Origin of the sequence: Acidisarcina polymorpha (assembly GCF_003330725.1) — a bacterium.
Classification (GTDB): Bacteria; Acidobacteriota; Terriglobia; order Terriglobales; family Acidobacteriaceae; genus Acidisarcina; species Acidisarcina polymorpha.
Genome location: NZ_CP030840.1, coordinates 4,444,282 through 4,471,113, shown reverse-complemented (window position 1 = coordinate 4,471,113; position 26,832 = coordinate 4,444,282). Strand labels below are relative to the sequence as shown.

Sequence of the window (26,832 nt, the reverse complement as noted above, 5' to 3'; positions counted from 1 at the left end):
AGTATCTACAATAGCCAGAACGAAGGTTTCTCTGACACGACGTTCGTCCCAGGAATTTTGCCGGCGTCAGGCAACTCCACCGGCTAGCCGCTTTTGTTGTGGTAGCCTCGGGTAGGACTCGCAACGCGAGTACAAAATAGGCTCTGGGCGCGCCGTAAGCGGGCAGCATTCTCCCTAAGCATCACGCACGAGACGCAAGCTTTGGTAATCTCATCAGACCGGAGAGCGTCTGCAACCTACATGACAACTGTTGAAGGAGCCTGAGGATGCAAGGGCCGGATCCAGCATCCGAACGGCAACAAGGCACCTCGGTGGCAGGTAAGCCGGCGGGCTCCGACCGGCAGGATTTTATCCTGACCCCCGCGGACTTCCGCAAAATCCTCATTAAGCGTCAGTTCATTATCCTGGCTTGCCTCGCTACTGGTCTGATTCTTGGTGCGGTGATCACCTTCTTCACGACCCCCGTCTTCGAGTCAACTGCGCGAATCGACATTAATCCGGATCGATCCACCAATCTTGGAATCTCCGATCTGCTCAACAGCAAGGCTGGAGGGAATGATGAATCAACGCGGCTGTTGACTGAGGCCCGTATCCTCCAGAGCGATTCGGTCATCTTCGCAGTCATAGAATCTGAAAATCTTTTCGCAAAAAAACCGTTCTCCAAGGTATTTGAGAAACAGCCCTACGTTTTAGGCAAGCCTCTGACTCCTGCCCAGCGGATCCCTCTCATTCGGCTGCTCAGAAGCAATCTGCAGGTTGTGGTAATTCCCAATACCGACCTTGTCGAGATCCACTATCGCGACCCCGATCCCAATCAAGCCAGCCGGATTGCCCAGGCAGTCGTCGACCAATATTTGGAGCTCGACCTGCGCTCCCGCTATGAAGGAACATTGCGCATTTCCAATTGGCTATCCGGCCAACTCACTGAACTGAAGGCGCATGCCGCCGACGCACAGCGCAAAATAGCCCAATTCCAGCGAGCTAACAACTTGATCGGGATGGACGCTGAAGGCGGCAACTTGGTAAGCGATAGCCTTCGTCTGGTCAACGAGCAGTTGATACAAGCAGAGGCAGATCGCATCGTTAAGGAGGCCCGGTACCACCTGGCCGAAACCAGAAATCCGGAGCTGCTGGTCTCGGTTGCGCCGACGACGACTCTGGTCAGCTTGAGAACTCAACAGGCCGAGTTGCTCGTGCAATCCGCCGAGCTGAAATCGAAATATGGTTTCGATTACCCGCGCGTTCGAGAGGTCGAGAAGCAGTTGACCGCCGTCCAGACGGACATTGACGCGGAGATCAGTAATCTCTTGAAGCGCTTCGAGGAAGAATACAACGCGGCCGTCAATACCGAGGCGCTTCTCAAAGGACGGCTTGAGCAGGTCAAGCAGGAAGCCTTCCGGGTGAGCGACTCCTCGGCCGATTTCGAGATCCTTAAGCACGAAGCCCAGTCGACGACCGATCTCTACGATGCATTGCAAATGAAGTTGAAGGAGGCCAGTGTCACCGCCGGGCTGAATTCCAACAACGTGAACCTCGTGGACAAGGCTGAAGTTCCGGCGTTTGCAGTGGCGCCGAAAAAGCGGACCAACTATGGCTTCGGCGCGCTGATCGGTTTGTTCATCGGCATCGCTGCCGCGCTCTTCCTCGAAACCCTGGACGACACGATCCGCACCTCCGAAGATGCTGAAGCCATCTCGAGCCTTCCCTCGCTAGCAGTTGTTCCGCGTTTCACCACCGCCGCCAAGGAGGCGAGGTCGACCTATGGTCAGCAGGCCAAGCCAATCACACCGGCCGACTCGCAATTCCCCTCCGATCTGGTCTCTTACCTGACACCGCAGACGGTCGGCGCCGAGGCATTTCGTACCTTGCGCTCGTCGATCCTGCTTTCCTCGGCCGACAACGAAGCGCGGTTGATCTTGATCACCAGCAGTCTTGAGGCTGAAGGGAAGTCGACAATCGCCGCGAATCTCGCTATCTCTTTCGCCCGGCGCGATGCACGCGTCCTGTTGGTAGACACCGACCTTCGACGGGGGACCCTGCATCTCAAGTTCCGGCTACCCAATCGCGAAGGGCTCTCGACTTTGCTCGTGCGCGAATCGGGCTCGAGCGCGTACCAATCGCCTATCGACGATTTACCAAACCTTTTTGTCCTGACTCGTGGGCCGATTGCGCCCAATCCCGGAGAAATCCTCGCCTCCCGCCACATGGAATCCCTGATGGAGGGCTGGAAGACGGAATACGATCACGTCATCCTCGATTCGGCGCCAGTGCTTCCGGTAGCGGACTCCCTGAGTCTAGCGCCGGGGGCGGATTCCACCATCATCGTTGTCCGTGCCGCGATCACCCGGAAGAAGGCGCTGCTTCGCGTACGGTCACTGCTGCGCCGGGCTAGAGCCAGGGTGACAGGCATTGTGGTGAATGACGTCGACCTTCGCCTGGAAAATTATTACACCTATTCCAAGCAGTACGGATACGATTACGCCACCAACTACGGGGGCGGTTATGGGGAAACGGATGCGGAAAAGTAAGCTCTTGCGTATGCGCTCGCCATTCCGGTCTGAGTGCAGCTGGCTGCTCCCCTATCCCACGGCAGCTGCAATCTCATGCGCTGCCTGCTTGCTCCTCGCATCTGCGCAGGGACAGGAAACTAGTACACCCCCGAATGTCCCCGACGCCCAACCATCGAATCCCCAGCCGGCCGCCATCAACATCGGACCGGGCGACCTGCTCGACGTCGTGGTCTTCGACACCCCGGAGCTCTCGAGCCACGTCCGCGTCGCCCAGGATGGTTCCGCCAATATGCCGGTCATCGGACGTGTCGATCTAAACGGCCTGAATGCCGATCAAGCAGCGCGCTATTTAGAGCAGCAGTTCCGCAAACAACACCTGCTTCTCGAGCCACATGTGACGGTGTTCATTGTGGAGTATGCTTCGCAGGGCGCGACGATCTCGGGCGAAATTCGGCAGCCCGGGATCTACCCCACCCTGGGAAAGCGCCGGCTGTTGGATATGTTGGCTATCGCCGGCGGCATCTCGCCTACTGCGGGCAAGACCGTCTCAATAATCCATCGCGATGATCCAACCCATCCGGTTCTGGTTCCGCTGCAAGGCACGGCCGCCAATCTGAACGCTCAAGAGAATCCCCAAATTCTGCCTGGAGATACTATCGTGGTTGGTAAGGCGGGGGTCGTCTACATTGTGGGCGATGTCGGCAAACCCGGTGGTTTTCTCGTTGATAACAACGAACGGCTATCGACCGCACAGGCGTTAGCGCTGGCCGGTGGTCCGAACCGGACTGCCTCGCTTAGCAAGACCCGGCTTATCCGCAAAGTGGCGGGCGGCCGAGAGGAATATATGCTCGACCTGGCCAAGCTCCTCAAAGGGGAACAGGCGGATCTGAAGCTCAACGATGGTGACATCATCTGGGTGCCGTCGAGTCAGTTCAAGACCTTCGGATATCGTGGAATCGAGGCGGCCATTGCGATCACGAGCGGATTGATTATCTACAGGAATTGATCCGAGTTGGCGAATATTACAGCTCTGGCCATCTCCGGAATCAGCGTTTGAGGAAAGCCATAGATATGGATGACGGCCGCAAAATCCGCTTGGCCTACTTCGTCTCTCACCCGATCCAATACCAGGCGCCGCTGTTGCGGCATATCGCCGCCCAACCCGACATCGACTTGACTGTTTTCTTTACCGCCGACTTTTCCGTTCGCGGTTACGTCGACGAAGGCTTTCTGGTGAATGTCGAGTGGGACATTCCGCTCCTGGGCGGCTATCGCCATGAGTTCCTACCGAAGCGCCTGTTCAAGAACGCCCACCCCGACCACCAGATTAGCTCCGGCATCGCGCGCCGGCTCAAACATGGTGGCTTCGATGCTGCCTGGATTCACGGCTATCACACATTCGATGCCATCCAGGCTTTAGTAGCGTGCCGCCAAGTCGGGGTACCGGTGCTAATCCGCGCCGAATCGCACCTTCAGGATCGACCTCGGTCGGCCATGAGATCGCGCATTAAGTCGACCTTCCTGCAGGTGCTCGCCCGCATGATCTGGGGAGTTCTAGCGATCGGCAAGTTGAATCGGAAATATTGGGAGCATTACGCCGGAAAAGACCTACCGATTTTTGATATGCCGTACGCGGTCGACAACGAGTTCTTTCGCTGCCAAGCACAAAAGGCCTCCCTTCATCGAGAGCAACTACGCTCGGAACTGGGACTCGAATCCGGCCGCCCTGTTGTTCTCTTTGCCTCCAAACTGCAGGAGCGGAAACGCTGTATCGATCTGGTGGAAGCCTTCCTGCGGGTGACAAATTCCGCCTCCTTCTCTCGACCTCCGTACTTAGTCATCATCGGAGACGGAGAGCAGCGCGCGGAGATAGAACAGCGTGTTGCCGGCAATCGTGACATCCGCATGCTCGGCTTCCGGAATCAAGGGGAACTACCGCGCTTTTACGATCTCTGCGATGTCTTCGTGCTGCCGTCGATCCACGAGCCCTGGGGTCTTGTGATCAACGAAGTGATGAACGCAGGTCGCGCGGTTATCGTCTCCGATCAAGTCGGCTGCCAACCCGATCTGGTCTGCGACGGTCTGAATGGCTACGTCTTCGAAGCGCTCAATGTAGACGCGCTTGCAACGGTATTAAGCCGTGCCCTGGAGGCGGGAGAAGGCTTGACGAGTATGGGCCGGGAGAGTCTTCGTTTCATTCAGAACTACAGTTTCGAACAAGACATCACAGGTTTGCGTCAGGCCTTGCAAGCAATGATGAAGACCCGGAACGTCACGAAATCTTTGCGAGCGGCCCCGGTACCCGGGAATGAGGTTTCCTCATGAGGATCCTCTACTTCGGCCGTCCGCATGGGACCTCCGGGCATCGGATGGCAGCCCTCCGGCGGCTCGGCCATCAAGTGACACTTATCGATGCGCACAACATCATTCCTGCAAACTGGGTAACTATCCGGTGGAGATGGCTCACCGGCGGCTTCGGCATGGTAGAGGTTATTCGACGCCGCGCGATCCGGGCAATCGGCGACGCCACCTTCGACCTCGCCTGGATCGACCATGGGGAACTAGTCAGTGCGGGACTGGTTCGCGACTTGAAAGCTCGCATCCCATTTGTCCTTTGCTACAACATCGACGATCCCTTCGGTGGGCGCGACGTCATGCTCTGGCGTGAATTCTTCAAAGCGCTGCCTCTTTACGATCTGCTCGTGGTCGTACGTCCTGCCAATGTCGGTGAAGCCAAACAACGCGGCGCGAAAAGAGTGATGCGCGTCTACATGTCCGCCGACGAAGTTGCACATGCTCCCCGCCAACTGACCGAGCTTCAGTACCGGGAATGGCGGTCCGAGGTCCTTTTTGTCGGAACCGCTTTCCCGGAGCGAGGACCCTTCCTTGCTCGCCTGGTTGAACTAGGAGTTCCGCTGACGATCTACGGCAATCGCTATCGACGGCTGCGCGAGTGGGCGCTGCTCAAGCCGCATTGGCGCGCCGCCGCCGCCAGCGCCGATGACCGGTATGCGATGGCGATCATCGCCGCAAAAGTCTGTCTTGGACTTCTCTCTAAAGGAAACAGGGACCTGCACACAACCCGCAGTATGGAAATCCCTTCACTGGGTAGCCTCTTGTGCGCGCAACAAACCAGTGAGCACTCGGCTCTATATCGGGAAGATGAAGAAGCGGTCTTCTGGAGCAGCCCCGAAGAGTGTGCCGAGAAGTGCTTCGCGCTGCTAGCCGATGAGTCTCGGCGCCAGGCGATCGCGGCGGCCGGCCACCAGCGCTACCTGCAGAATCCGTGGCAGAACATGTTAGTCGTTCAGGCTATTCTTGACGAAGCCGCACAAGCGAGTGCTGCGACTTCTAACCAACTCCTCTCAACTTTCGTGCCAACTGACGGAGAAAGGGCCGGATAGTCAACGCCGTGTCGAAACTTGAATTCAGTCCTGCATCGCGGAACCTGAACGCCGTCTTCGCCGAGCAAGCACGGCCATTCGGCTCAGATCTGGCTGGACAGAGCCCGATTTACCTGCTGTATTTGCCGCTGATATTGCTTCTTTTCGGGCTGGTGACCTGGCTTTTCGCCTCGAATATCACCTTCGTTCTTGGCTCTGCATTGGGTGGCTTCGCCAGTCTTTACGTGCTGTTCGATATCCTGTTTCGCGGGACGCCGCTCCGCCTGTCGACTATTCTGGGCACGAGCTTGTTGTTCGGCTATAACCTTGGCGCCTTCAACAGCTGGTTCTCGATACCTAGGGGCGGACTTACTATTGCCGAGTATTTCGCTCGCGACGTCGACAGCCTCGCCCGCGGCACTGCCGCGGTGATGATTAGTTGTGCCCTGCTCTTCGCTGTAGGCGAGATGTACGAGCGGCCTATTTTTGGTCGGGATTTTCACATTAACTTCCAGCCGCGCTCGATCGTGCTCGTGCTGGTGAGCACCGCTCTTCTCCTGTTCGCATTTGCCACCGGCCGTCTTGGTTTCATGGGCATCGCTCACGACGAAAGCGGCCGTATAAGCCCGATGGCTTCCTTGATCATCTGGTGGTCCGCACCCGCTTTTGCCTATTCTGTCTGCGCAGCTCTGAACACTAAGGGCGCCACCCGCTTCCTGGTGGGACTTTGTGCGATCGTTCAGTTTCTGGCAATCGTTCCACTGGGGCGAAGAAACCTCACCTATGCGGTTCTGCTGGCGTTGCTGGCCTCTCAACTCGGCCGTTTTCGGAGTCACCTGTCTCTGCTCCAGAAGGTCCTCGTTGGCGTTGCAGCCGCGGTTGTGATCTTCGCCGCGGCAGTCACATTCCTCTACCTGCGGGTTGCGGGCTACGGACATAAAGCGGATGTTCCATTGGGCGCACGGATCAGCATGGCGGTCGAGACGATGCATAGTCACACTCCCGCCCAAGTCATCCAGCTTTTAGGAGAAAACGCGGCAATTCGCAGCTTCGATTTAGGCTACTTTGCCGACCTGCTGGATGCCAGCCAACACTCCACTCCTTTGCTAGGAACGGATCTTGCCGAAAATCTGCAGTTGATGATTCCCTCCTCTATCTCTGAGGACAAGTTCGGGCTCGAGCTCTATCAGGAGGAGCAGCTCGTCAACATGCATTGGGGCTTCGGGTATATCGATGAAGGCAATTCTATTCTGACCGCGGGGGCAGCTGACTTCGGAATCATCGGGATCATTCTGTATCCAATTGTGATTGTCTTTCTCTTGCGGTGGGCGCTTGAGGTCATTCAATCCTCGATGCCTACCTTGGTCGCGGTGCTGCTGGCCCTCGCCTTCATCTCCGAGGTCTTACAGACTGAAGACACGCTTGCCGGGTATTTCGTTCAACTGAGAAATGCACTGCTCTTCGCCATGCTCTACTACCTGTTCTCCCAATTACCTAGTTTTCGCATGCGCCATCCGGATTCCAGCGACCAGGATCGTGAACTTAGCCACGCGGCAGCCCCACGAAGATGAACGGCCCTCTCAATCCGGCATGCGCCGAAGTTGAGCGCGTTCTCATCTACCGGTTAGGAAGTCTCGGCGACAACGTTGTGGCGTTGCCTTCCTACCACCAAATCGCCCGGGCTTTCCCGCGAGCCGAACGCCGCCTCCTCACCAACATACCGGTCCACAGGAAAGCGCCCGCAGCCTCTGCGGTATTGGGCGATTCCGGACTCATTCATGGGTATATCGCCTACCCGATTGGCTTACGAAGTTTGAGCTCTATCCTGACGCTCCGCTCGGAGATCCGGAGATTCCATCCCCAGGTGCTGGTATATCTTGGTTCGTTACGCGGCTTCCCTGCCGCGCTCCGGGACAAATGGTTTTTTCGTTTCTGCGGCATACCGAAAATCGTCGGGGTGCCGCAATCGAGAAGTGACTGTAAACGGCGACGCATCAGCGGCACAACCTACCGTGAATCCGAGGCGGAACGTTTGGCACGAGGAATCCGCGACCTTGGCGCCTTCGATCTGGAGGCTCCGTCCAGTTGGGATCTAAACCTAACGGACGCAGAGCTGCATCGCGCCAAGGAAACCGTATCGGCTATGAACGAGGCGCGTTTTCTGGCGGTCAGTCTCGGCACGAAAGCGCAGGCCAACGATTGGGGCGAAGCGAATTGGACCGCCTTACTCTCCCGACTGGCCGCGCACTTGCCGGATTACCGGCTGGCGATGGTTGGCGCCGATGACGAAGCGGATGCTTGCTCGCGCGCGTCGATCGCCTGGCAGGAACGGGCCATCAACTTATGTGGACTGCTTACCCCTCGGGAGAGTGCGGCTCTTTTCCGCTCCGCCGAATTGTTCATTGGCCATGACAGCGGACCAATGCACCTTGCCGCTGCAGTCGGTGTTCCTTCGGTCGCAGTCTTCTCGGCGCGGAACTTCCCGGGTGTATGGTTTCCACACGGCCGCCAGCATCGCGTGATCTATCATCAGACGGACTGTGCCGGGTGTGAGCTTGTAACCTGCATCGAGCAACAAAAAAAATGCATTCTCTCAATTACCGTCGACGAAGTTTTCGACGCCGTGCTCTCGCAGCTTTCTCGGAACCCTGCCGAGGGGCGCATCGCCTCAGTCCTTGGATGACACTTCGAAGACAGTAACAAGATCGATCTCACCCGCATCAGCTATGACCCTAATAGACCGCATCCTCGATATCGCCACCCGGCCCGTTCCGCTGCGAACCCTGCTTCTTCGCCGGCTGCTGGTTCGCTGGCCAGTCGGTTCGTATCGAGCACGTTTGTTAGCGGGAGGCGTGAACCGTCCGCCTTATGGCTGGTGTTTATACCACGCTGCTTTAGAGGCTAAAGCGCTTGGCCACAAGGCCATGACGGTAGTGGAACTGGGTGTCGCCGGGGGCAACGGTCTGGTCTGTTTGTCGGAACACCGGCAGTTCATCCAGCGAGCGATCGGCATCGAGGTCGTCGTCGCCGGATTTGATGGCGGTAACGGGCTCCCGGCCAGCCAGGATCCCCGGGACCTCTTATATTGCTGGCCGGCTGGTTCTTTTGAAATGGACCGCGCGGCCCTCGAGCGCCGTATCGCCGGACGGGCAGAACTCATTATTGGCGATGTCCGCACGACACTCGGCGGCTGGAATCCACGCCCCGACGCTCCACTCGGGGCCGTCCTATTCGACCTCGATCTTTACTCGTCAACCATGGGCGGCTTCACACTCCTGGAAAAAGCAAACGTTCTTCCGCGGATCTGGTGCTACTTCGACGACATCTGCGGATATTCAGCAGATGCAACGACTGATCGCGTGGGCGAACGCGAGGCAGTCCGGCAATTCAATCTCGCGCCAGAAAGAGACATCCACAAGGACCATCTTTCACTTGCCTATACCTTCAAAGGGATGGTGCCTGAAGCCTGGCATCAACATATCTACCTGTACCACCGAGTCAGTCATCCAGACTACAACCGCTGTCTTTCCACCATTGACGATCATCAGCTGCCCCTCGACGCGGTTTAAGAACAGCTTAGTATCCGGCGAACCGCCTCATCCAGCGACTGAGCCACAGCAGTGGCCATCTCCTTTGCGGCGGCCGCATCCTGGCATCGCACGTCTTCGGCGGCTGCAATGCGATCCGGCTCCCCTCCTGCTTCGATGAAGATGGTTGGCATGCCTGATTTGAGCCCGCACTCGATGTCAGAAAGAGAATCTCCGATCAACACCGCATTGTTGGGATTGGCATCCGGAAAGTCGCGGAAGGCGGCCTCGATCATGCCGGTGCCCGGTTTTCGGCAGCTGCACTCCTCGCATCCATGCGGACAGTAGTAGATTGCGTCCAGCGTGGCGCCTCCCGTGGCAAGCTTCTGCTGGAGCTGGTCATGGAGACCGCGAAGCTCCTGCTCGGTCATCAGTCCTAGAGAGACGCCGCGCTGGTTGGTCACCAGGATGACCTTCCGTCCAGACCGGTTCAAGCTCGCGATTGCCGAAGCGGATCCGGGAAGCAGTTCAAGTTCTGCCCACCTCGTAACGTATTGACCTTCGGGCAGTTTGCGGTTGATGACCCCGTCCCGATCGAGGAAGACATACTTGATCTCGCCGCTGCGAGCTAAACCCGGGTTGGATGTCATTCACTTTGTATAATAGGCGGGTTGTGCGCAGCAGTACCTCGAAGGACCGGTTGCCATGCCAGTTACGCGTGGCCGCCTCGCACATCTCAAAGACGCGTTCTTCCAGACGTGCCTGACACCATCTACGCCAGGCCCGCATTGGAGGCGCCAAAAGAGGTGACCATCGAATGAGTCTGGACCGGACTGGGACGCAGATGAATTCCTTCGATGCCGGAAGCCGAGATGCCTCCCACGAGATTGTTCGCCTGATAGAACGTGATTGGGATGGCAAGCACATCCTGGTCGTCGGTGACGTCATGCTGGACAAGTACATTCAAGGCACGGTTGAGCGTATCTCCCCGGAGGCGCCGGTTCCGGTCGTCCAGGCCTCGCAGCGAACTCAGCGTCCGGGCGGCGCGGCGAATGTCGCCATGAACATCGTTGGTCTCGGAGCAAGAGCCTCCGTGATAGGCTTCATCGGCGATGACGAAGACGGCGCCTCGCTCACCGATCTGCTCGAGGTCGGGGGAGTGGACGCCCGGCTCTTGGCTGTACCCCAAACTCCCACCACTTCGAAGTTGCGAATTCTCAGTGGAAGCCAGCAAATAGTCCGGCTCGACATCGAGACGAAAACGCTCCGGCCAGAGAAGGCTTACAAGAATCTGATCGAAGAAGTCCGCAAGCTCCTCCATAAAGCCGATGGTGTCATCTTGTCGGACTACGCCAAGGGAACACTTAACCCGGAAGTTTGCCAAACGATTATCGGCGACGCCAACGACGCCGGTCTCCCTATCCTCGTCGATCCCAAAGGCCGGGACTTCCTTCGGTATCGCGGCGCAACGACGATTTGCCCCAATCTGAAAGAGTTGGGCCTCGCTCTGGCCAACAGTGAGGGCTCAGTGGATTCTCTGCTCGATGAGGGCCAGGCACTGGTAAGCAAGCTGGATCTCGACTATCTGACGGTCACCCTCGGCGAACACGGAATTGCTGTTCTGCACTCGCACGCTCCCCGCTTCCATGTACCTGCAATTGCGAGACAGGTCTTCGATGTCTCTGGAGCGGGTGATACGGTTATCGCTACGCTCGCACTCTCCGTCTCATCCGGATTCTCGATCAATGACGCTGCGCATTTGGCCAACGTTGCCGCTGGAGTGGTGGTTGGGAAACTCGGATCGGTGCCCATTGCCCGTCATGAACTCGTTGCGGCACTCATTGAATTTTCCGGCACAGAAATTCACGAGAAGACCCTGAACCTGGCTCGGCTCCTGGTTCGCGCAGCAGAGTGGCGTGCCGCTGGGCACAGCATCGTCTTCACCAATGGCTGCTTCGACATCCTGCATGTGGGACACATCACCCTGCTTGAACACTGCCGTCGCTTAGGAGACAAGCTCGTTGTCGGCATCAACAGCGACACTTCCGTCTCGGCGCTCAAGGGACCGGATCGTCCGATTGTCGGGGAGCGCCAGCGGGCGCGCATCTTGGCTGCGCTCGCCGCTACCGACGCTGTCGTGGTCTTCGAGGCGGCAACGCCGATCGATCTCATTCTGGCTTTGCGCCCCGAAGTTCTCGTCAAAGGCGGCGACTACACCGAAGACACGATCGTAGGCGCACCCGAGGTGAGAAGCTGGGGTGGTCGTGTGGTCATCGTTCCAACAGTGGAGGGGCACAGCACCACCAGCATCGTGCGCAAACTTGCCGTCAAGGATGATGCTTGATGCGCTCGCTCTCGGTCGGACCCAGCACAACTTCCGCCGGTCTTCGCATCTACCTTCGCTACAATTACTCCAGAGAGTAGATCGAAACGATGCTGATTCCAACTCGTCTCATGCTCTTCATCGGCGTCTACTCGGCGCTCTTCTGCGCCAATGCTCAGGTCGTACCCACCCTTTCGCCTTCCTTGGACGAAGCTCCGACTTCCACCCCGGTGACCACGCTTTCGATCGATTTGCTTTCGCCCCAACGGACATACACGGTCGACGCCACCGGTGCGAGCGTCTTCGCTAATGCCTTTGACCCCACCGTAAATGCGTCAGACTGGAGCCTGGCGGTAGCAGAGACCGATACGGCAATTCGCGACTCAACCCAGGCAGGCCAATACAACCCGTACGGATCGCGCCTCGGCTTCCGTCTCGCTGAAAGCATTGGAAGTAGCCAATCCACCAACATGACCTCGACCGCCGGAGCGGCCGGCCGAGCCGGCTCCGAGAACAATGACGGCATTGTAGAGGCCAACACTGCAGCCGACATCAACCAGGGCCTCGAGACGGAGAGCAGCCATTATCACAGCACGTGGGGAGGTACGAGCGCGGCGGGCCCGGAGCGGGGCGGCAGTGCCTGGGGTTTGAAGAGCGCCCCTGTAAACCGCATGGGCTCGGCGAGCGATCCGGCTTCTCTACCGGACTCCGGGATTGGCAGCGGTTACTCGCAGCTGTCGCTCGATAGCAGTTCCCTGCAAAGTCAACGTGCAGGATCGGACCTAAACCGCTCCAGTGCAACCGAGTTTTCAAGAGACTCTAACTCACGAGCGTCGATGGCATCGAGAGATAAGTTCCGCTACCGGGAGCAATCATCCAGAGTAGCTTCGAGCTATGGCGACCTATCCGGGCTGCCTTCATCGCCAACAACTTTGGCGACAAGCAGGGTGGGATCAATCCTCTCAACATCGCATATCTCGTCACAGAGGTCTACGCCACCGCGCCCCGGCGATGCTCATTCCGCAGCGAATCTGTTGGAATTCTCGCCGCACTCCTATACTGACTATTCCTTCGGCATGTCTCCCTTTTCCCCTCCCGGGGCCGGCGACGGCGAATTGAGCTTCCTGAATCCGGACATCCTGAATGTTTCCGGGTTCTCCACCTCGTTCAGGAAGACTGGTGTAGATATCGTTCCCCAACGCACCTACGGGTCCAACGACTGGAGCAAGTCTCTGCCGACCAGCGGTAATCATTATGGATTAACCTCGGAGATCGCTCCCGGCCGCAACTCCACGGGAAGCGACCGCAAACGGCCGCACAAAAATCCCTTCCTCACCGGCGACGAACTCGGCCCCAGCGCTGCTCGTTTGTCCGGGCGCAATCCATAACCGACACTCTCGCGAACCATGGTGGTTCCTCATCGACGATCGCGGCCAGGCTTTGTAAATTTCCGAGGACGCCTGCTCTAACGGGGCTTTCTCGATCATGCCAGCAGCGGACTCGTAAAGTTTTCCGCCTTGACCGGCGACCGGAACCTCTTCCGTTCGACCTGCGCATCTCGCTTTGAACGAAATGGAAATCAGCTTGTATTACCATCAACAACATGCGAAATCAGTCATCCCTGATTGCCTTATTCGTCACGATCTGGGTGTGCGAGTGATGAATCGGGATCGATGGCGGCGGTCCGAGTGATTCTGCCGGTGGCCGGCGCCGACCCTACCCTGCGGCCCTCGTTCTCGTTCCGCAATCGACTCGCCCGAGGAGCTTGGGGTCTTTGCTGGGTATTGTTCTTTCGAACATCTCCACGGCCTTTTCACGCCTGGCGCTCGCTGCTTCTCCGCCTCTTCGGGGCGACGCTCGGAACCGCCTGTCATTTTTATCCGAAATCGAAAATCTGGGCGCCATGGAACCTAACCTGCGAAGACCGGGTCAGCGTGGGCGACGATGCCGAACTCTACAATCCTTCGCACTTCTATCTCGCCTCCCATTGCATCATTTCCCAGGGAGCTTACCTTTGCGGAGCGAGTCACGACTACAACGACCGCGAGTTCGCTATGATCTCCTTCCCGATGAAGATCGGCGCATACGCCTGGATATGCGCGCGCGCCATTGTGCATCCGCGGGTGAATGTCGGAACTGGGGCCATTTTGGGGTTAGGTTCGATCGCGACCTCTGACCTTGAGCCCTTCGGTATCTATGTCGGACTGCCCGCCAGGAAGGTCAAGGAGAGGCTACGCGCCTCGGTTCCTGAACAGTATCGACATCACTAACCTCCTCGTTCCGGTATTAACCCGCATGGGAGGGCCGCAACAAGACCGAGCGTTCCGCGTGCGCTTCAGGTTTCCTCTGACTACAGCTTTCGCGCGGTTGCAAATTGGTCCGCGATGATCCTCGGCGTCTGATTCAAATCGAAGCGCCGCTTAAAGGAAGAATGACATCTTTCGGCCATTTGCGTCTTTTCAACGGCGGACATTCGCCCCCAGCGTTCCAGCAGACGCTCGGTTCCTTCGAGGTCGTCATTTTCGACCAGCCCCACGCCGTCCGCCATAATCTCCCTCCAGATGTTGACCTTGTTGGAGATCAGCACCGGAGTCCCGCAGGCCAGGGCTTCGGCCACTGCAATGCCGAAATTCTCTTGGTGCGAGGGCAGCACAAATACATCGGCCGCATAGAAGGCTCCCCATTTAGCCCCGGCTTGTAACATTCCGGGAAAATGGACCCGGTCTCGCAATCCCTGGCGAACCGCGAAGGAGACAAGTTTAGGAATCCAGCCCTGCTGATCAGGACCAGCCATAATCAGGTGGACCGCTGGGTGTGCTCGCGCCTGCCGGGCAAAAGCCTCCACCAGTAGGTCGCAGCCTTTTTTCTCGTGAAGGCGACCGAGGAAAAGCATAAATGGATGCCCGCAGACCCGTGGACATCTCCCGTAAAACTCGCGAATCACTGACTCCCGGTCTTGTGGCGGCTCCCCCGTGCCATAGGGTGAGACGACGCTATTCCACTGAGATGGCCAGAAAGACTCTCTCGCCAATTCAGCCTCAAGCGAAGAGGTGAACATGACACTCAGTGCATCGCGCAGCACCCGGTGTTCGACGGCGCCCCAGTAAACGGCCTTTTTCAGATGCTTGATTGGGTAATGCCGCTTGAACCAGGGGTCGAGCATTCCGTGGGTAAATACCAGATAAGGAAGCGTTTCCCGGCAAGCCTTCCACGCGGCATATGCGTGATACTGCCAAAGACCGTTAATTACAACGCCGTTAAAGCGCGATAGATTTTTCTCAAGCCATTGATCGAGGCGCTGGGTGTAGCCGTATTTACCGAGGCCAGGACCGACCGCATGAGCAGTCATATAAGCGCATTGGAGGGGCGAAGAAGCGGACTGCAAAAAAGCCGATGAAGGGTCATCCAGAGAGACCACTTCGGTCTCATAGATACCGGACGTATGCGCTTTTTCGGCGAGCTGCCGAAGCCCCTCGGCGGGGCCGCCGCTTTCTGGCGACAATGAATGGATGGTGTGCAGAAAGCGCATCACGACGAAGCCGGCAATCCGAGTCGAACTGGTATCCCGCATTGGGGAAGCGACCGAACTAAAAAGCGCCGGTACAAACCGGCGCTTCTAGCTAGCCCTCGCGGAATTGAATGTCTCCGGCTACGGGAGGCGCTTATTTGCGTACCACTCCCGTGACGGATAGACAGCAGGACGCCCAACGCTTACATAGGTGAAGTTCTTTTCCAGCATCAAAGCCGGGTCATAGAGGTTGCGTCCATCGATGATGATGGGGAACTTGAGCGCCTTGTTCAATCGGTCGAGATCGAGATCCGCGAACTGCTGCCAGTCCGTTAGAATGACCAACGCATCCGCATTGCTGGCGGCCGAATACGGATCATCCACGTAGCGAATCTGCGCTGATTCAGGAAAAACTTCCTTCGCGCGCTCAGTCGCGGCCGGATCGTGGGCGACCAGCACACAACCCTCATGCAGCAGCATCTTGATGATATCCAACGCGGGTGAATCCCGGATGTCATCGGTATCGCCTTTGAACGCAAGTCCCAAAATCGCAATGCGCTTTCCGCGCAGGGTCCAGAGTGCCGCGCGGATCTTATTAAAAAAGTTCTTCTTCTGAACCGAGTTAATCTTTTCCACTTCGGCGAGCAATTTGAAGTCAATCCCCTGCTGTTCAGCGACCCAGCGAAACGCGGCCAGATCCTTGGGAAAGCAAGAGCCGCCATAACCCACGCCGGGATTCAGGAACTTCGGACCGATGCGCCCATCCAGCCCAATCCCCTTCGCAACTTCCTTGACGTCCGCGTTCACCGCCTCACATAGATTGGCGACGCTGTTGATGAAGGAGATCTTCATTGCCAGAAAAGCATTCGAAGCATGCTTGATTATCTCCGCGCTCTGCGCCGAGGTGTACAAAATTGTGGCCGGAGTCGCCGGGGTCAAAGGCCCGGGAACCGCTGCTTCGCGCTCATAATAGGATCCGTCGGTGATCGGCGCATAGATTCGACCCAGCAGTGCAGCCGAGGCCTCGGAATCGGCGCCCACCACAATCCGGTCGGGATGAAGAAAGTCGGAGACGGCCGTGCCCTCCCGCAGAAACTCGGGATTAGAAACTACATCGAAATGACCTCGTTCAACGCCATGCCGTTCCATCACTCGTCGAACCCATTCGTTGGTGTAGACCGGAACGGTGCTCTTTTCAACAATGACTTTGTAGCTATCGATAGAACGGGCAATCTCGCTTACGACCGCTTCCACATAGGAAAGATCGGCGTGTCCGGAGTCACTTTGCGGTGTTCCAACAGCAATGAAAATGACCTCCGACTTGCGGGTAGCCTCGCCGAGCTCCGTCGAAAAAACGATCCCTTTGTTGCGGTGGCGATCCAGCAGTTCGGGGAGGAAGCGCTCGTGGATCGGCACTCCGCCATTGCGGAGCATCTCGACCTTCTTCTCGTCATTGTCCACACAGATGACGTCGTGCCCAAGCTCCGCGAAGCACACTGCGGCTACGAGACCCACATAGCCGGACCCTACCACCGCAATGGATACTTTTTTTACCATGAAGTTTCTTGTCTCCCGCGTTGTATGGAAAAAATCGAGACCATTCCAGCCAGGAACGCAAAATAAGCAACAGAATGGCAGCAAAATCCGGACGAGTCTGTGGGCAGGCGAGACCTTCCGGAAGGCAGGTTCACCAAATACAGAAGCCACCGGAAAACAGTTCCGTTCCTCTAGAGCTGGCTCAAGTGTACCAGAATGACCGATGCCAAACCCTACCCGGCAAGGGTCACAGCGCAGATCGACGGTCTTCGCGAAGCTGCAAAATAAGAGGCGGTAAGGTCCTTCCGCCGCGATGTAACCGCCCTCCGACTTCTCATCAAAGCCGGTCGTGCCTTATTCGTCTTCGTCGTCCTCGTCGTCCAGATCGTCGTCGTCATCCTCTTCATCCAGATCGTCGAGATCCTCTTCGTCGTCAAACTCGGGATCTTCGTCGTCCTCAAGATCCTCTTCGTCTTCGTCATCGTCGTCAGGGTCGAGTTCATCGTCCTCGTCTTCAGCATCGACATCATCCTCTTCGACGCGCACCGCTGCCCAGATAGGCGCGAGGCTTGAGGCATGCGAAAAATACGAGCTCGCCGACGGTGCAAACCCGAGGTCCTGGGGAGATGCCGTATCTGTCGAGTCCATTTGACCAGGTTCCGCCAGGCAGTGAGTAGCGGCCGCCACTATCCAGCTCTCGCTGCGGTGTTGCGAAGGACGGCGAAGCCGGGGTGAGGCGGCCGAAGATCGCGGACGCGGGGCCGGCTGCTGTCCAGGGAATAGGGTCACGGCGGATTGCTGGGTCGATTGCGCCTTCAAAGTCATTGCATTAGCCTTTCAGTCGGGTTAGCTGAGTTCAAGCATGGTTCATGCGTGTTCTTGAGATGCGAAAAAACGTCCTAAAACGAAACTTTTGGGAAAGTCCGTGTTCAGTCTTAGCGCGAGCGGTACGTTCCATAATGAAACAGCCTAAAACACTTCCTATCAAATCCTAACGCACGGTCGACAAACCGCCGATAGTGGTTTTGGAAGGAGTCCGTTATGTCTGCCAAGACTCTCAACCCCGGCTATACGATTCATCGTCCGAGCATCCAGTCGCATGGAACTTACTCCATTGCTCCCACCGCATCTACGACGGCCGAAGCATCTACGACGATCGAAGAGTACGGGGCGACCCCAAACCACATCGAGTCCTTTCTCGAAGTCGAAAACCCACTCGGCTGCATTCGCGGAGTGATGTGGGTGATGGCGTTCAACGCCTCTGTCTTTGCGTTGGGCTTTCTCATCTGGAAATCCTGCAAACTGCTTTGGTAGGATTCGCGGCAGAGTTTTCATTCTCCAGCATACCGATTGACGCGTGCCTGGAATAACTTGAATCCCTTTTTAATGACCTCCAAAGTTACTGGAGCCATACGAGAGAGAGGCCCTGAGTTCAAGTCGCCTTGCGTAACCCATTGTGCCTCCAATGCATCGCTACCGGAGCGCAGAGATCCGCTCGAAGTCGCACATAGAAAATCGATCAACACATAGTGATACCGAATACGCCTGAAGCTAGGATTTTCCGCTGCCCTTCGCCTCCGCTCACTCCCCTCGCCGGTTGTTGCCGAGACATCGCGATCCTCAAAAACAATCTTGTCCAGTACTTCCAGTACCTGAAGAACTTCAACGAGAAGCCCCGTTTCCTCGTGAATCTCCCGGAGAATGCCGGACTCAAGCGTCTCTCCGAGCTCCAGGACTCCGCCCGGCAAGGACCACTCCCCTTTCATCGGCTCTTGGCCCCGGCGCACCAGCAGAACCTGGTCACCTTCGATAACTACGCCACCGACGCCCACAATCGGAGCATCCGGATACTCTCTTCGAATCAAAAACAATTCTCCCGAAAGACGCTTCCATAGGAGGCCGCGGCGTCAGATCTTCAACCTTGGTTTGACGGAAAGCTCTCTCGATCGGGCCTGCCGCCACACATTTCGCGATCAGTGACTTTTCGCTAAAACTTCAGCGGCTTCCCATACTCCTCAGCCCAAACCGTCCTTGCCATACTGAAGCGTCCGCTCGAAAACTTGTCGGGTCCCTTGGAATGTCCGATGGCCAGTAGTGCTACTACGCTGTAGCTGAGCGGCAGGCGTAACGATTCGCGCACCTTCTCTTCTTCAAAACCTTCCATAGGAGCAGTATCGTAACCCAGCACTTCAGCCATCAGCATCATCGTCGTAAAGGCGATCATAACGTGCCGGTTGAGCCACATCGGCAGGTTGGGATGATTGGACAGATACGCCGGAATCGTCGTCTTCGCCTGCTCGGCATAGTTTTCCGGCATACCGCCCTCTTTGCCAAGCCGCAGCATTTCTTCGAGGTCGCCATTACGCCAACCGTCGGCATCGCCGCACGCCACAATGATGACTGACGCCTCTTCGACCTTTGCCTGGTTATAGCTTGCGGCCCGCAGCCGTTTTCGTTGTTCAGCGGAACGCACCACGACAAATCGCCAGGGCTGGAGGTTGTAGCCGCTCGGGGCCAGCAATCCGGCCTGGATGATCTTTTTCAGGTCCTCCGGCGGCATCTGGCTGCCGTCGAAGCTGGGAGTTGCCCGGCGCTCTGCGATCGCCTTGCTCAGCGGCTTCTCTATGGCTTCTGCCATGCCCAAACCTTTCTCTTACGCGGATGGCTTGCCACAGTTTGGGCTGGATCAGGGAGACGGCGACTCCTGCGACCCTTTACCCTCTGGATAGTTCGATTCATTGAATTTGTCCCATAGCCAGCTCATTGGCGAACGGTCTTTGGTTGGGTGCGTTAGCGTAGGCCCATAGACCATGAAAGCCATCCTTCAATTCAGGATGCTGCGCCAGGAGCGCCTTCATCAGATCGATGTTCCTGGTCCGGCTGGCGACTGGATCCGAGGTGTCCTGGGTCTTGTAGTCGATCACTAGATCCAAGCTTCCCAAAGAACTGTCGGTGTGCATATCGTCGATCTCAAAGTTCTGACCACCAGCGCTCACCAGCATCGGCTGAGTGCTGGTCGGGAGCCCAGGTGGCGCCACCGCGGCCTGCTCTTTCAGGAGTTTGTCCAAGTTCGGACTCGAAATGAAATATACAGGCGCCAGTAAATAGGCGGCAGTCTGATAATAAAAGTAGGCATTCCAGTTCTGCTTCTTCCTGGCGAACTCACGCGCCTGGTTCCAATACCACACGCCGTCGTGGCCTGCCGAAGTCAATGGGTGAATAAACGACCCAGCCAGCTTCCACGACGCTGCTCCCGATCCACCCTCCGAGAGGATGAAGGTAATCACCTGCGGCGCATCGACGCCGCTGGCGTGAAGGACGGTGAGGGCATACTTTCCGGGTGGGATCCTGGGAATCGTCAGCACCACTTCATGTGCATTCGCTCCTCCACAAAAGAACTGGGTTTCCTCCTCGGTGGTCTTCAGATCGGAGGAATTCAGCAAGTACACTGCTTCGACCGTCAAGGAGCCCCTCTGAATCAAGGGGGAAGCCGACTCCACCGCTGCCGCAATCGAGTCGAAGCGCTCCGCAACGCTGGGAATGGTCATGGCCTTCAACCCGGCGACATCACCATTCTGTACCAGGGCAGCCAGGCTCTTCGCCGACTGGACCAGCGAATTACGTTCGGCCTCGGTCATCTGAGACTGAGTGGTGCAGGAAACTGCCACCGCCACAGGCGCTACCATCAGCGAGAACATGGCAAGAGTCAGAATCCCGATCTTGGTTCGTATGAATGGCACCGGTTCCTCTTCACGCCGTTCGCAATCATTCTGGTCCAGTTCTGGATCGCTCGGCCAAATACCGTTCAAGAGACACGTTCAAATATCGCGAACGAAACCAAACCACTGCTAGTCTATACATACAGAGCCAATCGGTGGAGTTTGGCTCGCAAGTTTCCCCTCGTCGCAATTCGGGTGAATGCAATCAATGAGCATTTTGATGCAGCTAGAGAATAAGGCGGGGTCGGTTGAGATCGACCACGATCCTTTGTTGTCTGCAGGCTGCACACGTACATGGTTTCTTTTCATAGCGCCGCTGACGCTGTCAGCAGTTCTCCTCGCCGTCCTGCTCTGCTCGGCGGCAGCCTTGGCGCAGCCTCAGTTCCCCCAAGGAGGGCCCAGGCAAGGACAAGCTGTCTCCACCAATCCAGAGGAGATGGCGGCTTTTTCCGCAGCCGTCAACGAGCCCGATTCCGCCGTCCGCGCATCGGCAATCCAGCAGTTCCTGGTGAACTACCCTAATAGCTCCCTGCGGCAGTCGGCGATAGCCCAGCTGTTCCGCGCTCAGCGCCAGAGTCGAGGGGCGTCTCCAACCCCATCCCCCGAGAGCGGAAGCCCGGTGAGGACGCAACCGATGGTCTCGACTCCGGCCCCGCAACCCGTTCAGATAAGCACAGGACCTGCCAAAGAATCCCTACTGCTGCAACCCGCAAAGCCGGCCCAAGTCACGATCATTGCTCATACTTTGGCCATTAAAGCGGACAATTCAGGTCTGGCTGAGATCTTGCACCAGATCTCCGGCTCGACTGGGATGAAGATCGAAGGCCTCACCAAAGACGAACGCGTCTTTGGCAGCTACGGACCCGGCGAGGCGCGGGACGTTCTCATGGCGCTGCTCGATGGCTCGGGGTACAACATCGTCATGGTCGGCGATAGCGCAGGCGGCGCTCCACGAGAATTGACCTTGTCCCCGCGCACCACAACCGCCTCCGCATCGGCGGCGCCGGTTCGAAGCAGCAATGGTGAGGACGACGAAGATGCCGATCAGGATGTCCCACAGACCCCTCCGATCGAGCCTGCTCAACCGCTTCCAGGAAGCCCGCAAAATTCCGGACCGGCTAACGACGGATCAAACCCGCAGCAGCCTCGCTCTCCTCAGGAGATACTGCAGGAGCTTCAACGGATCCGGCAGCAGCAACAACCGAATGGCAATGCGCCCCAGTAGAGGTTATCCTGGAACGGAGGGCTGAGCGGCTGAAGAGTGCGATCATCCTGCGCCATCCGGCCTAAACGCTACTATGCGGGGAGTTCGCCAGCTGAGGGGACGCAGAAGTTCCGTAAACAACGGGTCGGAAGCCGAATAATTAGAGGTGAGCTTACACTTCAGCGGTTTGCGCCTTGGATGGAACCGGCGCTGGCACATCGGCCTGCGATCGTAGCAGGATAAAAGCGCCCTTGCACACGGCGAACGCCAGCAGAACACCCAGCCCCAGAGACGCGATCGCTGCACATATCAGCACCAAAGTATTGATAAAGTCCTGCATCTTGGCCTCGAAAACAAAGTAAACATCTATGCGCCGACTCATAATGATCGGCGCTCGCGCCTATATAGAGGGGCATTTCCATTCAGTTGGATGCCGCATAACGACAATCTGCCCACGCACATTGTCGCAGAAGCCCGAGCAAGATTGACCCCCGTTTCTATTGCCGAATAAGATACGTTAAGGGCTTAAGAATCCATTCTAGCTGGGAGAAGTCTGCAATCGCTTGGCACTAGCCAATTTCGCGTGCGCTCTTTTCCGGAATCTTCTTGTAATTCCAAAATGGCAATCACCCACATCACCGTGCATGGCGCGCGCCAACACAATCTACGCGACATTCACGTGCAAATCCCGCGCAATACACTGACCGTCATCACAGGACTCTCAGGCTCCGGCAAATCCTCGCTTGCTTTCGATACCATCTATGCCGAAGGCCAACGAAGATACGTTGAGACGCTATCAACGTATGCGCGGCAGTTCCTCGATCAGATCGAGCGGCCCGATGTCGACTCTATCGAAGGCCTAAGTCCCGCGATCTCGATTGAGCAGAAGACGACCAGCCGCAGCCCGCGCTCCACGGTCGGCACCATTACCGAAATCTACGATTATTTGCGCCTGCTCTTTGCCTCGGTGGGTGTACCCCACTGCCCGCAATGCGGAAATCCGATTTCGCGTCAAACTCCTGAGCAGATCGTTGAACGCATTCTGTCCCTCACCCCTGGGGAGCGAGTCATCATTTATGCCCCCATTGTTCGCGGCCGCAAAGGAGAGTTTAAGGACCTGCTCGATGAGCTCGACCAGCAAGGATTCCGCGCGCGGATCGACGGCGAACTTCGCGATCTTGCCGACAGCATCCATCTGGATAAGCGCAAAAACCATACCATCGAGGCCGTGATCGACCGCGTTGTTCTGAAACCTGGCGTCGAGAAGCGGCTGGAAGCCTCGGTCGCGAAGTCGCTGCAGATGGCGAATGGGCTGGTGCTCATCGGCTCCAATGGCAGCGGGAGCGGCAAGGGGACCGAAGAACAGCTTTACTCCTCATCGATGGCTTGCCCGGATTGCGGTCTTGACATTCCTAAACTGGAGCCGCGCAGCTTCTCCTTCAATAGCACTTATGGCGCGTGCCCCGAGTGCCATGGTCTGGGTAACATTTACGACTTCGATCCAGCCAAGGTCATCACCGATTGGACTAAGCCGCTCCTCGATGGCGGACTTGGCCCTGGCTCGGCCTCCCAGTATCTGCTCAAGCTCATTCACCTCGCCGCGCAGAAATACAAGATCGACCTGGGTCTGCCATTTGAGGACCTCACCGAGAGGCAGCAGAACCTGTTGCTTTATGGACCGCCGAAGACCGAAGCTCCCCGTACCGGATTTCACGGGATTCTCGCCTACCTTCGCCACTGGATGCAGGATGTAAAGTCAGAGGAGGGCCGTGAGTACATGTTGAATTACATGTCCGCGTCCACCTGCCCGGTGTGCAAAGGCCAGCGACTCCGGCCCGCATCCTTAGCCGTCAAAGTAGGTTCGCTTTCTATTGCTGATTTCACCGCGCTCCCCTTGCGCCGCGCTCTCGATGCAGCCCGTCATCTCGAATTTTCAAAACGCGACGCCCTGATCGCGGAGCGTTTGCGCCGCGAGATCGTCGAACGCCTTGAATTCCTCGATTCCGTGGGGCTTAGCTACCTTGCCCTGGATCGAAATGCCGCTTCCCTCTCGGGCGGCGAAGGCCAACGCATCCGCCTGGCTACTCAGATTGGCTCTCGCCTTCGTGGCGTGCTCTATGTTCTCGATGAACCGTCGATCGGTCTTCACCAAAGAGATAATCAACGCCTGATTGCCGCGCTCGAATCGCTGCGCGATCTCGGCAACACCGTGCTGGTCGTGGAACACGATGAAGACACTATTCGCCATGCCGACTATGTTGTCGATCTCGGCCCCGGGGCCGGCAAGTTGGGCGGCTATGTGGTTGCCCAGGGCACCCCCGCGGAAATCATCCGGTCGACCGGCTCCCTCACCGGAAAATATCTTTCCGGTGAGACCAGCATTCTGCATCGCATTGCGCCGCGCTCGCTTACCGGGAAAGAGATCATTCTCGAAGGCGCGCGCAGCCATAATCTTCGCAACGTCAATGCACGATTTCCACTCGGCGTGATGACTGTCATCACCGGTGTCTCAGGATCGGGGAAGAGCACTCTGGTGAACGATATCCTCTATCGTGCACTGGCAAAAGAACTCTACGGTTCCCGAGAGGAGCCCGGCGAGCACGACAAAATCAAGGGTTTCGACCAGATCGACAAAGCAATCCGCATTGACCAGTCACCGATCGGACGCACCCCTCGATCCAATCCGGCCACTTACACCGGAGTTTTCACCGCCATTCGCGACTTGTTCGCCATGCTGCCCGAGGCCCGCGAGCGCGGGTATAAGCCGGGACGCTTCTCGTTCAATGTATCCGGAGGACGTTGCGAGACCTGCCAGGGTGACGGCCAGCGGCGAATCGAAATGAACTTTATGCCTGACGTCTACGTGACCTGTGAGGTTTGCAACGGCCGCCGTTACAATCAGGAGACGCTCGCGGTTAAGTTCAACGGTTACTCGATCGCCGATATCCTTGACCTGGCCATCGAAGACGCCCTCCCTGTCCTTGCCGACATCCCCAATGTGCGCCAAAAGCTGCAAACACTGGTCGACGTAGGGCTGGGCTACATTCATCTTGGACAAGCAGCGACGACCCTCTCGGGTGGGGAGGCGCAACGGATGAAGCTGGCCCGGGAACTCTCCAAGCGGCAGACCGGGCGCACACTCTATCTGCTCGACGAGCCGACAACCGGCCTGCACTTCGACGACGTCCGCCGGCTGCTCGAGGTCCTTCACCGCCTCACCGATCTTGGCAATACAGTCATCATCATCGAACACAACCTCGACGTCGTCCGGAATGCCGATTGGATCATCGATCTTGGCCCGGAAGGCGGCGAAGGCGGCGGTCAGATCATCGCCGAAGGTACGCCGGAATACGTCGCAACCATCGCGCATTCTCACACTGGTGAATTCTTGCGCCGCTACTACAGTCAAACCGGGAGTTTGCCTGCGAATGTCGTGACTCTAAGCAAGCAGGAAAATGTATCGAACGGCAGCCACGCCTTGTCTAAAGCGAAGCCGGCGCGGGTTCCCCGCAAGCGGAAGACGGAACTGGTCTCATAATGCTGGATCCCGTTTCACAGACCGATTGGAACCTGGGGACGAATTTGCCGCCGGACCAGGGCGGCCAGCCGGAGCTCGAGCCGATCCTGAACCGCTATGCCGAGGAATTTGCCGGACCACCACTCTCCAGGTTCGAGGACATTCCCGGTCTCGTGCATACCTGCCTCTTTTTCATTTTGGCCATCTTGATCCTGTTTGCGGGAGAGTTGGCAACCGTGGCCATCGGCCACCAGCTGCCTCCCTTCCGACACGAAAGCTACCTCAGCCTGGCAAGCGATGCGCGGCTGATGATTCCCGCTCAAGCGCTGCAATATCTCATCCTGCTCGGATTGACTACGGTCATCTTTGGCGCAATATGGCACCACCCGTTTTGGAAAGCAATTCAATGGAACTTCCCCGCCGTAGGCAAGCGATGGATCGTTCTTCTGGCGGTTGGAATTCTTCTCGGTCTCGCCAGCAGTCTTGCGAGCAATTACCTTCCCATGCCGAAGGAAGCGCCGATCCTCAATGACTTGATGCACAGCACCACGGGGGCGTGGTTGATGTTCGTCTTCGGTACTACCTGCGCCCCGCTCATTGAAGAGCTGGCTTTCCGCGGATTTCTGTTGCCCTCTCTGACCAACACCTTTCGCCGGTGGGAACGCAGCCACCGCATCTCGCATGCAGCGGCAGCGATGGTTGGGATTCCCGTCTCGATCCTGCTTACCAGCGCGCCCTTTGCGCTCTTGCATTCCTTGCAGGTTTCCTATGCCTGGGCGCCGGTGTTGCTGATCGGCTTTGTCAGTATCGCGCTCTGCATCGTGCGACTCGCGATGAACTCGCTCGCCGCCAGCACGCTTGTTCATGCAACCTACAACTTCTGTCTGTTTGCCGGAATGCTCGTCGCCAGTGACGGTTTCCGCCACCTGGACAAGCTGAACAGCTGAAGTGGCCACATCGATAAAATCTTAGACCAGGTATCCACACATGAAGATGACTCATCGAGAAGCCCTGCTCACCCTCCTCGCCCGCACCTCCTTCAAGCTTGGAGAATTCAAGCTCTCCTCGGGCGGCACCAGTGACTACTACATCGATTGCAGAACGACCACCCTGCACGCCGAGGGCGGGCGCCTCACTGGGCTTGCCATGCTCGACCTCATCCATCATCAGAAGCTGAAACCTGCTGCGATTGGCGGTCTCACTCTAGGAGCCGATCCCGTTGTCTCAAACCTTGCCTCAGCCAGCGCCTGGCATGCGCAACAACATCCCGGGGCAGCGTTCATTCATGGATTTCTCGTGAGAAAAGCCGAGAAAACCCACGGCACCGGACGCAGGATCGAAGGATTTCTGGAGAAGGGCGCCCCAGTGATTATCGTGGATGATGTATGTACAACTGGCGCTTCCACCATCCATGCTATTGAAGCCGCGCAGGAAGCTGAGATGAAGGTTATTGCGGCGATATGTCTGGTCGAACGCGAAGAGGCTAAGGGTCGCGCTGCGGTCCAGGCCGCCGCAGGGGAAGCGCCCTTCTTCAGTCTCTTCACTGCCAACGAAGTGAGGGCTGAACATGTCAGCCACCTCGCGCTTTAACTAGCAATGTCCAAA

General features: G+C 57.4%; 23 protein-coding genes. 15 read left to right on the top strand and 8 right to left on the bottom strand.

What is annotated here, in order from left to right; translation table 11 throughout:
* Positions 1 to 266: 266 nt before the first annotated feature.
* From ACPOL_RS18865 to ACPOL_RS18835, 7 genes are all read left to right on the top strand, one after another.
* Positions 267 to 2,528: a GumC family protein gene (locus ACPOL_RS18865; RefSeq protein ID WP_114208424.1), complete on the top strand. Its 2,262-nt coding sequence runs from the start codon at positions 267 to 269 to the stop codon at positions 2,526 to 2,528.
* A gap of 88 nt (positions 2,529 to 2,616) precedes the next feature.
* Positions 2,617 to 3,516 carry a polysaccharide biosynthesis/export family protein gene (locus ACPOL_RS18860; protein ID WP_161557438.1) on the top strand — a complete coding sequence of 300 codons (900 nt, stop codon included), beginning with the start codon at positions 2,617 to 2,619 and terminating at the stop codon, positions 3,514 to 3,516.
* A 65-nt stretch (positions 3,517 to 3,581) separates the two neighbouring features.
* Positions 3,582 to 4,835 carry a glycosyltransferase family 4 protein gene (locus ACPOL_RS18855; protein WP_114208422.1) on the top strand — a complete coding sequence of 418 codons (1,254 nt, stop codon included), beginning with the start codon at positions 3,582 to 3,584 and terminating at the stop codon, positions 4,833 to 4,835.
* Positions 4,832 to 5,914, top strand: coding sequence for a CgeB family protein (locus ACPOL_RS18850; RefSeq protein ID WP_114208421.1), 1,083 nt, complete (start codon positions 4,832 to 4,834; stop codon positions 5,912 to 5,914). Before ACPOL_RS18855 ends, ACPOL_RS18850 begins: the two co-directional genes overlap by 4 nt.
* A gap of 8 nt (positions 5,915 to 5,922) precedes the next feature.
* Entirely contained in the window at positions 5,923 to 7,464 is a 1,542-nt protein-coding gene (locus tag ACPOL_RS18845) for a hypothetical protein (RefSeq protein WP_114208420.1), read from the top strand.
* Positions 7,461 to 8,576 (top strand): glycosyltransferase family 9 protein, encoded by a 1,116-nt coding sequence (locus ACPOL_RS18840; RefSeq protein WP_114208419.1) that lies wholly within the window; start codon positions 7,461 to 7,463, stop codon positions 8,574 to 8,576. The genes ACPOL_RS18845 and ACPOL_RS18840 overlap by 4 nt, the downstream gene beginning before the upstream one ends.
* 43 nt (positions 8,577 to 8,619) lie before the next feature.
* Positions 8,620 to 9,462, top strand: a complete 843-nt coding sequence (locus tag ACPOL_RS18835) for a hypothetical protein (RefSeq protein WP_114208418.1) — start codon at positions 8,620 to 8,622, stop codon at positions 9,460 to 9,462.
* On the opposite strand, the gene ACPOL_RS18830 is transcribed toward ACPOL_RS18835, so the two are convergent.
* Positions 9,459 to 10,070 (bottom strand): D-glycero-alpha-D-manno-heptose-1,7-bisphosphate 7-phosphatase, encoded by a 612-nt coding sequence (locus ACPOL_RS18830; RefSeq protein WP_114208417.1) that lies wholly within the window; start codon positions 10,068 to 10,070, stop codon positions 9,459 to 9,461. The genes ACPOL_RS18835 and ACPOL_RS18830 overlap by 4 nt on opposite strands.
* 167 nt (positions 10,071 to 10,237) lie before the next feature.
* Between ACPOL_RS18830 and hldE the strand changes: the two genes are divergently transcribed.
* From hldE to ACPOL_RS18815, 3 genes are all read left to right on the top strand, one after another.
* Positions 10,238 to 11,764, top strand: coding sequence for a bifunctional D-glycero-beta-D-manno-heptose-7-phosphate kinase/D-glycero-beta-D-manno-heptose 1-phosphate adenylyltransferase HldE (hldE, locus tag ACPOL_RS18825; RefSeq protein WP_236656881.1), 1,527 nt, complete (start codon positions 10,238 to 10,240; stop codon positions 11,762 to 11,764).
* A gap of 89 nt (positions 11,765 to 11,853) precedes the next feature.
* Positions 11,854 to 13,131, top strand: a complete 1,278-nt coding sequence (locus ACPOL_RS18820) for a hypothetical protein (protein WP_114208416.1) — start codon at positions 11,854 to 11,856, stop codon at positions 13,129 to 13,131.
* 285 nt (positions 13,132 to 13,416) lie between these two features.
* Positions 13,417 to 14,013 carry an LbetaH domain-containing protein gene (locus ACPOL_RS18815; RefSeq protein WP_114208415.1) on the top strand — a complete coding sequence of 199 codons (597 nt, stop codon included), beginning with the start codon at positions 13,417 to 13,419 and terminating at the stop codon, positions 14,011 to 14,013.
* Between the two features lie 80 nt (positions 14,014 to 14,093).
* On the opposite strand, the gene ACPOL_RS18810 is transcribed toward ACPOL_RS18815, so the two are convergent.
* The 3 genes from ACPOL_RS18810 to ACPOL_RS34215 form a co-directional block, all read right to left on the bottom strand.
* Entirely contained in the window at positions 14,094 to 15,314 is a 1,221-nt protein-coding gene (locus ACPOL_RS18810) for a glycosyltransferase (RefSeq protein ID WP_201758892.1), read from the bottom strand.
* A 78-nt stretch (positions 15,315 to 15,392) separates the two neighbouring features.
* Positions 15,393 to 16,808 (bottom strand): UDP-glucose dehydrogenase family protein, encoded by a 1,416-nt coding sequence (locus ACPOL_RS18805; RefSeq protein ID WP_114208414.1) that lies wholly within the window; start codon positions 16,806 to 16,808, stop codon positions 15,393 to 15,395.
* Positions 16,809 to 17,141: 333 nt separating this feature from the next.
* Positions 17,142 to 17,612 (bottom strand): hypothetical protein, encoded by a 471-nt coding sequence (locus tag ACPOL_RS34215; RefSeq protein ID WP_201758890.1) that lies wholly within the window; start codon positions 17,610 to 17,612, stop codon positions 17,142 to 17,144.
* A 216-nt stretch (positions 17,613 to 17,828) separates the two neighbouring features.
* On the opposite strand from ACPOL_RS34215, the gene ACPOL_RS18795 reads away from it, so the two are divergent.
* Entirely contained in the window at positions 17,829 to 18,101 is a 273-nt protein-coding gene (locus ACPOL_RS18795) for a hypothetical protein (protein WP_114208413.1), read from the top strand.
* A gap of 17 nt (positions 18,102 to 18,118) precedes the next feature.
* Here ACPOL_RS18795 and ACPOL_RS18790 read toward each other — a convergent pair whose 3' ends face one another.
* From ACPOL_RS18790 to ACPOL_RS18780, 3 genes are all read right to left on the bottom strand, one after another.
* On the bottom strand, positions 18,119 to 18,652 hold the full coding sequence (locus tag ACPOL_RS18790) for an NUDIX hydrolase (protein WP_275066490.1): 534 nt from the start codon (positions 18,650 to 18,652) through the stop codon (positions 18,119 to 18,121).
* Positions 18,653 to 18,774: 122 nt separating this feature from the next.
* Positions 18,775 to 19,425, bottom strand: a complete 651-nt coding sequence (locus ACPOL_RS18785) for a nitroreductase family protein (protein WP_114208412.1) — start codon at positions 19,423 to 19,425, stop codon at positions 18,775 to 18,777.
* Positions 19,426 to 19,522: 97 nt separating this feature from the next.
* Entirely contained in the window at positions 19,523 to 20,527 is a 1,005-nt protein-coding gene (locus ACPOL_RS18780) for a hypothetical protein (protein ID WP_150133062.1), read from the bottom strand.
* A gap of 199 nt (positions 20,528 to 20,726) precedes the next feature.
* Here ACPOL_RS18780 and ACPOL_RS18775 point away from each other — a divergent pair, with 199 nt between their 5' ends.
* Positions 20,727 to 21,731: a single stranded DNA-binding domain-containing protein gene (locus tag ACPOL_RS18775; protein WP_114208410.1), complete on the top strand. Its 1,005-nt coding sequence runs from the start codon at positions 20,727 to 20,729 to the stop codon at positions 21,729 to 21,731.
* A gap of 151 nt (positions 21,732 to 21,882) precedes the next feature.
* On the opposite strand, the gene ACPOL_RS18770 is transcribed toward ACPOL_RS18775, so the two are convergent.
* Positions 21,883 to 22,092 (bottom strand): hypothetical protein, encoded by a 210-nt coding sequence (locus ACPOL_RS18770; RefSeq protein ID WP_114208409.1) that lies wholly within the window; start codon positions 22,090 to 22,092, stop codon positions 21,883 to 21,885.
* Between the two features lie 237 nt (positions 22,093 to 22,329).
* Between ACPOL_RS18770 and uvrA the strand changes: the two genes are divergently transcribed.
* Genes uvrA through pyrE form a run of 3 tightly spaced genes read left to right on the top strand, consistent with a single transcriptional unit; the run spans position 22,330 to position 26,817 of the window.
* A complete protein-coding gene (gene uvrA / locus ACPOL_RS18765) occupies positions 22,330 to 25,248 on the top strand; it encodes an excinuclease ABC subunit UvrA (protein ID WP_114208408.1) in 2,919 nt (972 codons plus the stop codon).
* A complete protein-coding gene (locus tag ACPOL_RS18760; RefSeq protein WP_114208407.1) occupies positions 25,248 to 26,174 on the top strand; it encodes a CPBP family intramembrane glutamic endopeptidase in 927 nt (308 codons plus the stop codon). Before uvrA ends, ACPOL_RS18760 begins: the two co-directional genes overlap by 1 nt.
* A 40-nt stretch (positions 26,175 to 26,214) precedes the next feature.
* Positions 26,215 to 26,817 carry an orotate phosphoribosyltransferase gene (gene pyrE / locus ACPOL_RS18755; protein ID WP_114208406.1) on the top strand — a complete coding sequence of 201 codons (603 nt, stop codon included), beginning with the start codon at positions 26,215 to 26,217 and terminating at the stop codon, positions 26,815 to 26,817.
* Positions 26,818 to 26,832: the final 15 nt, after the last annotated feature.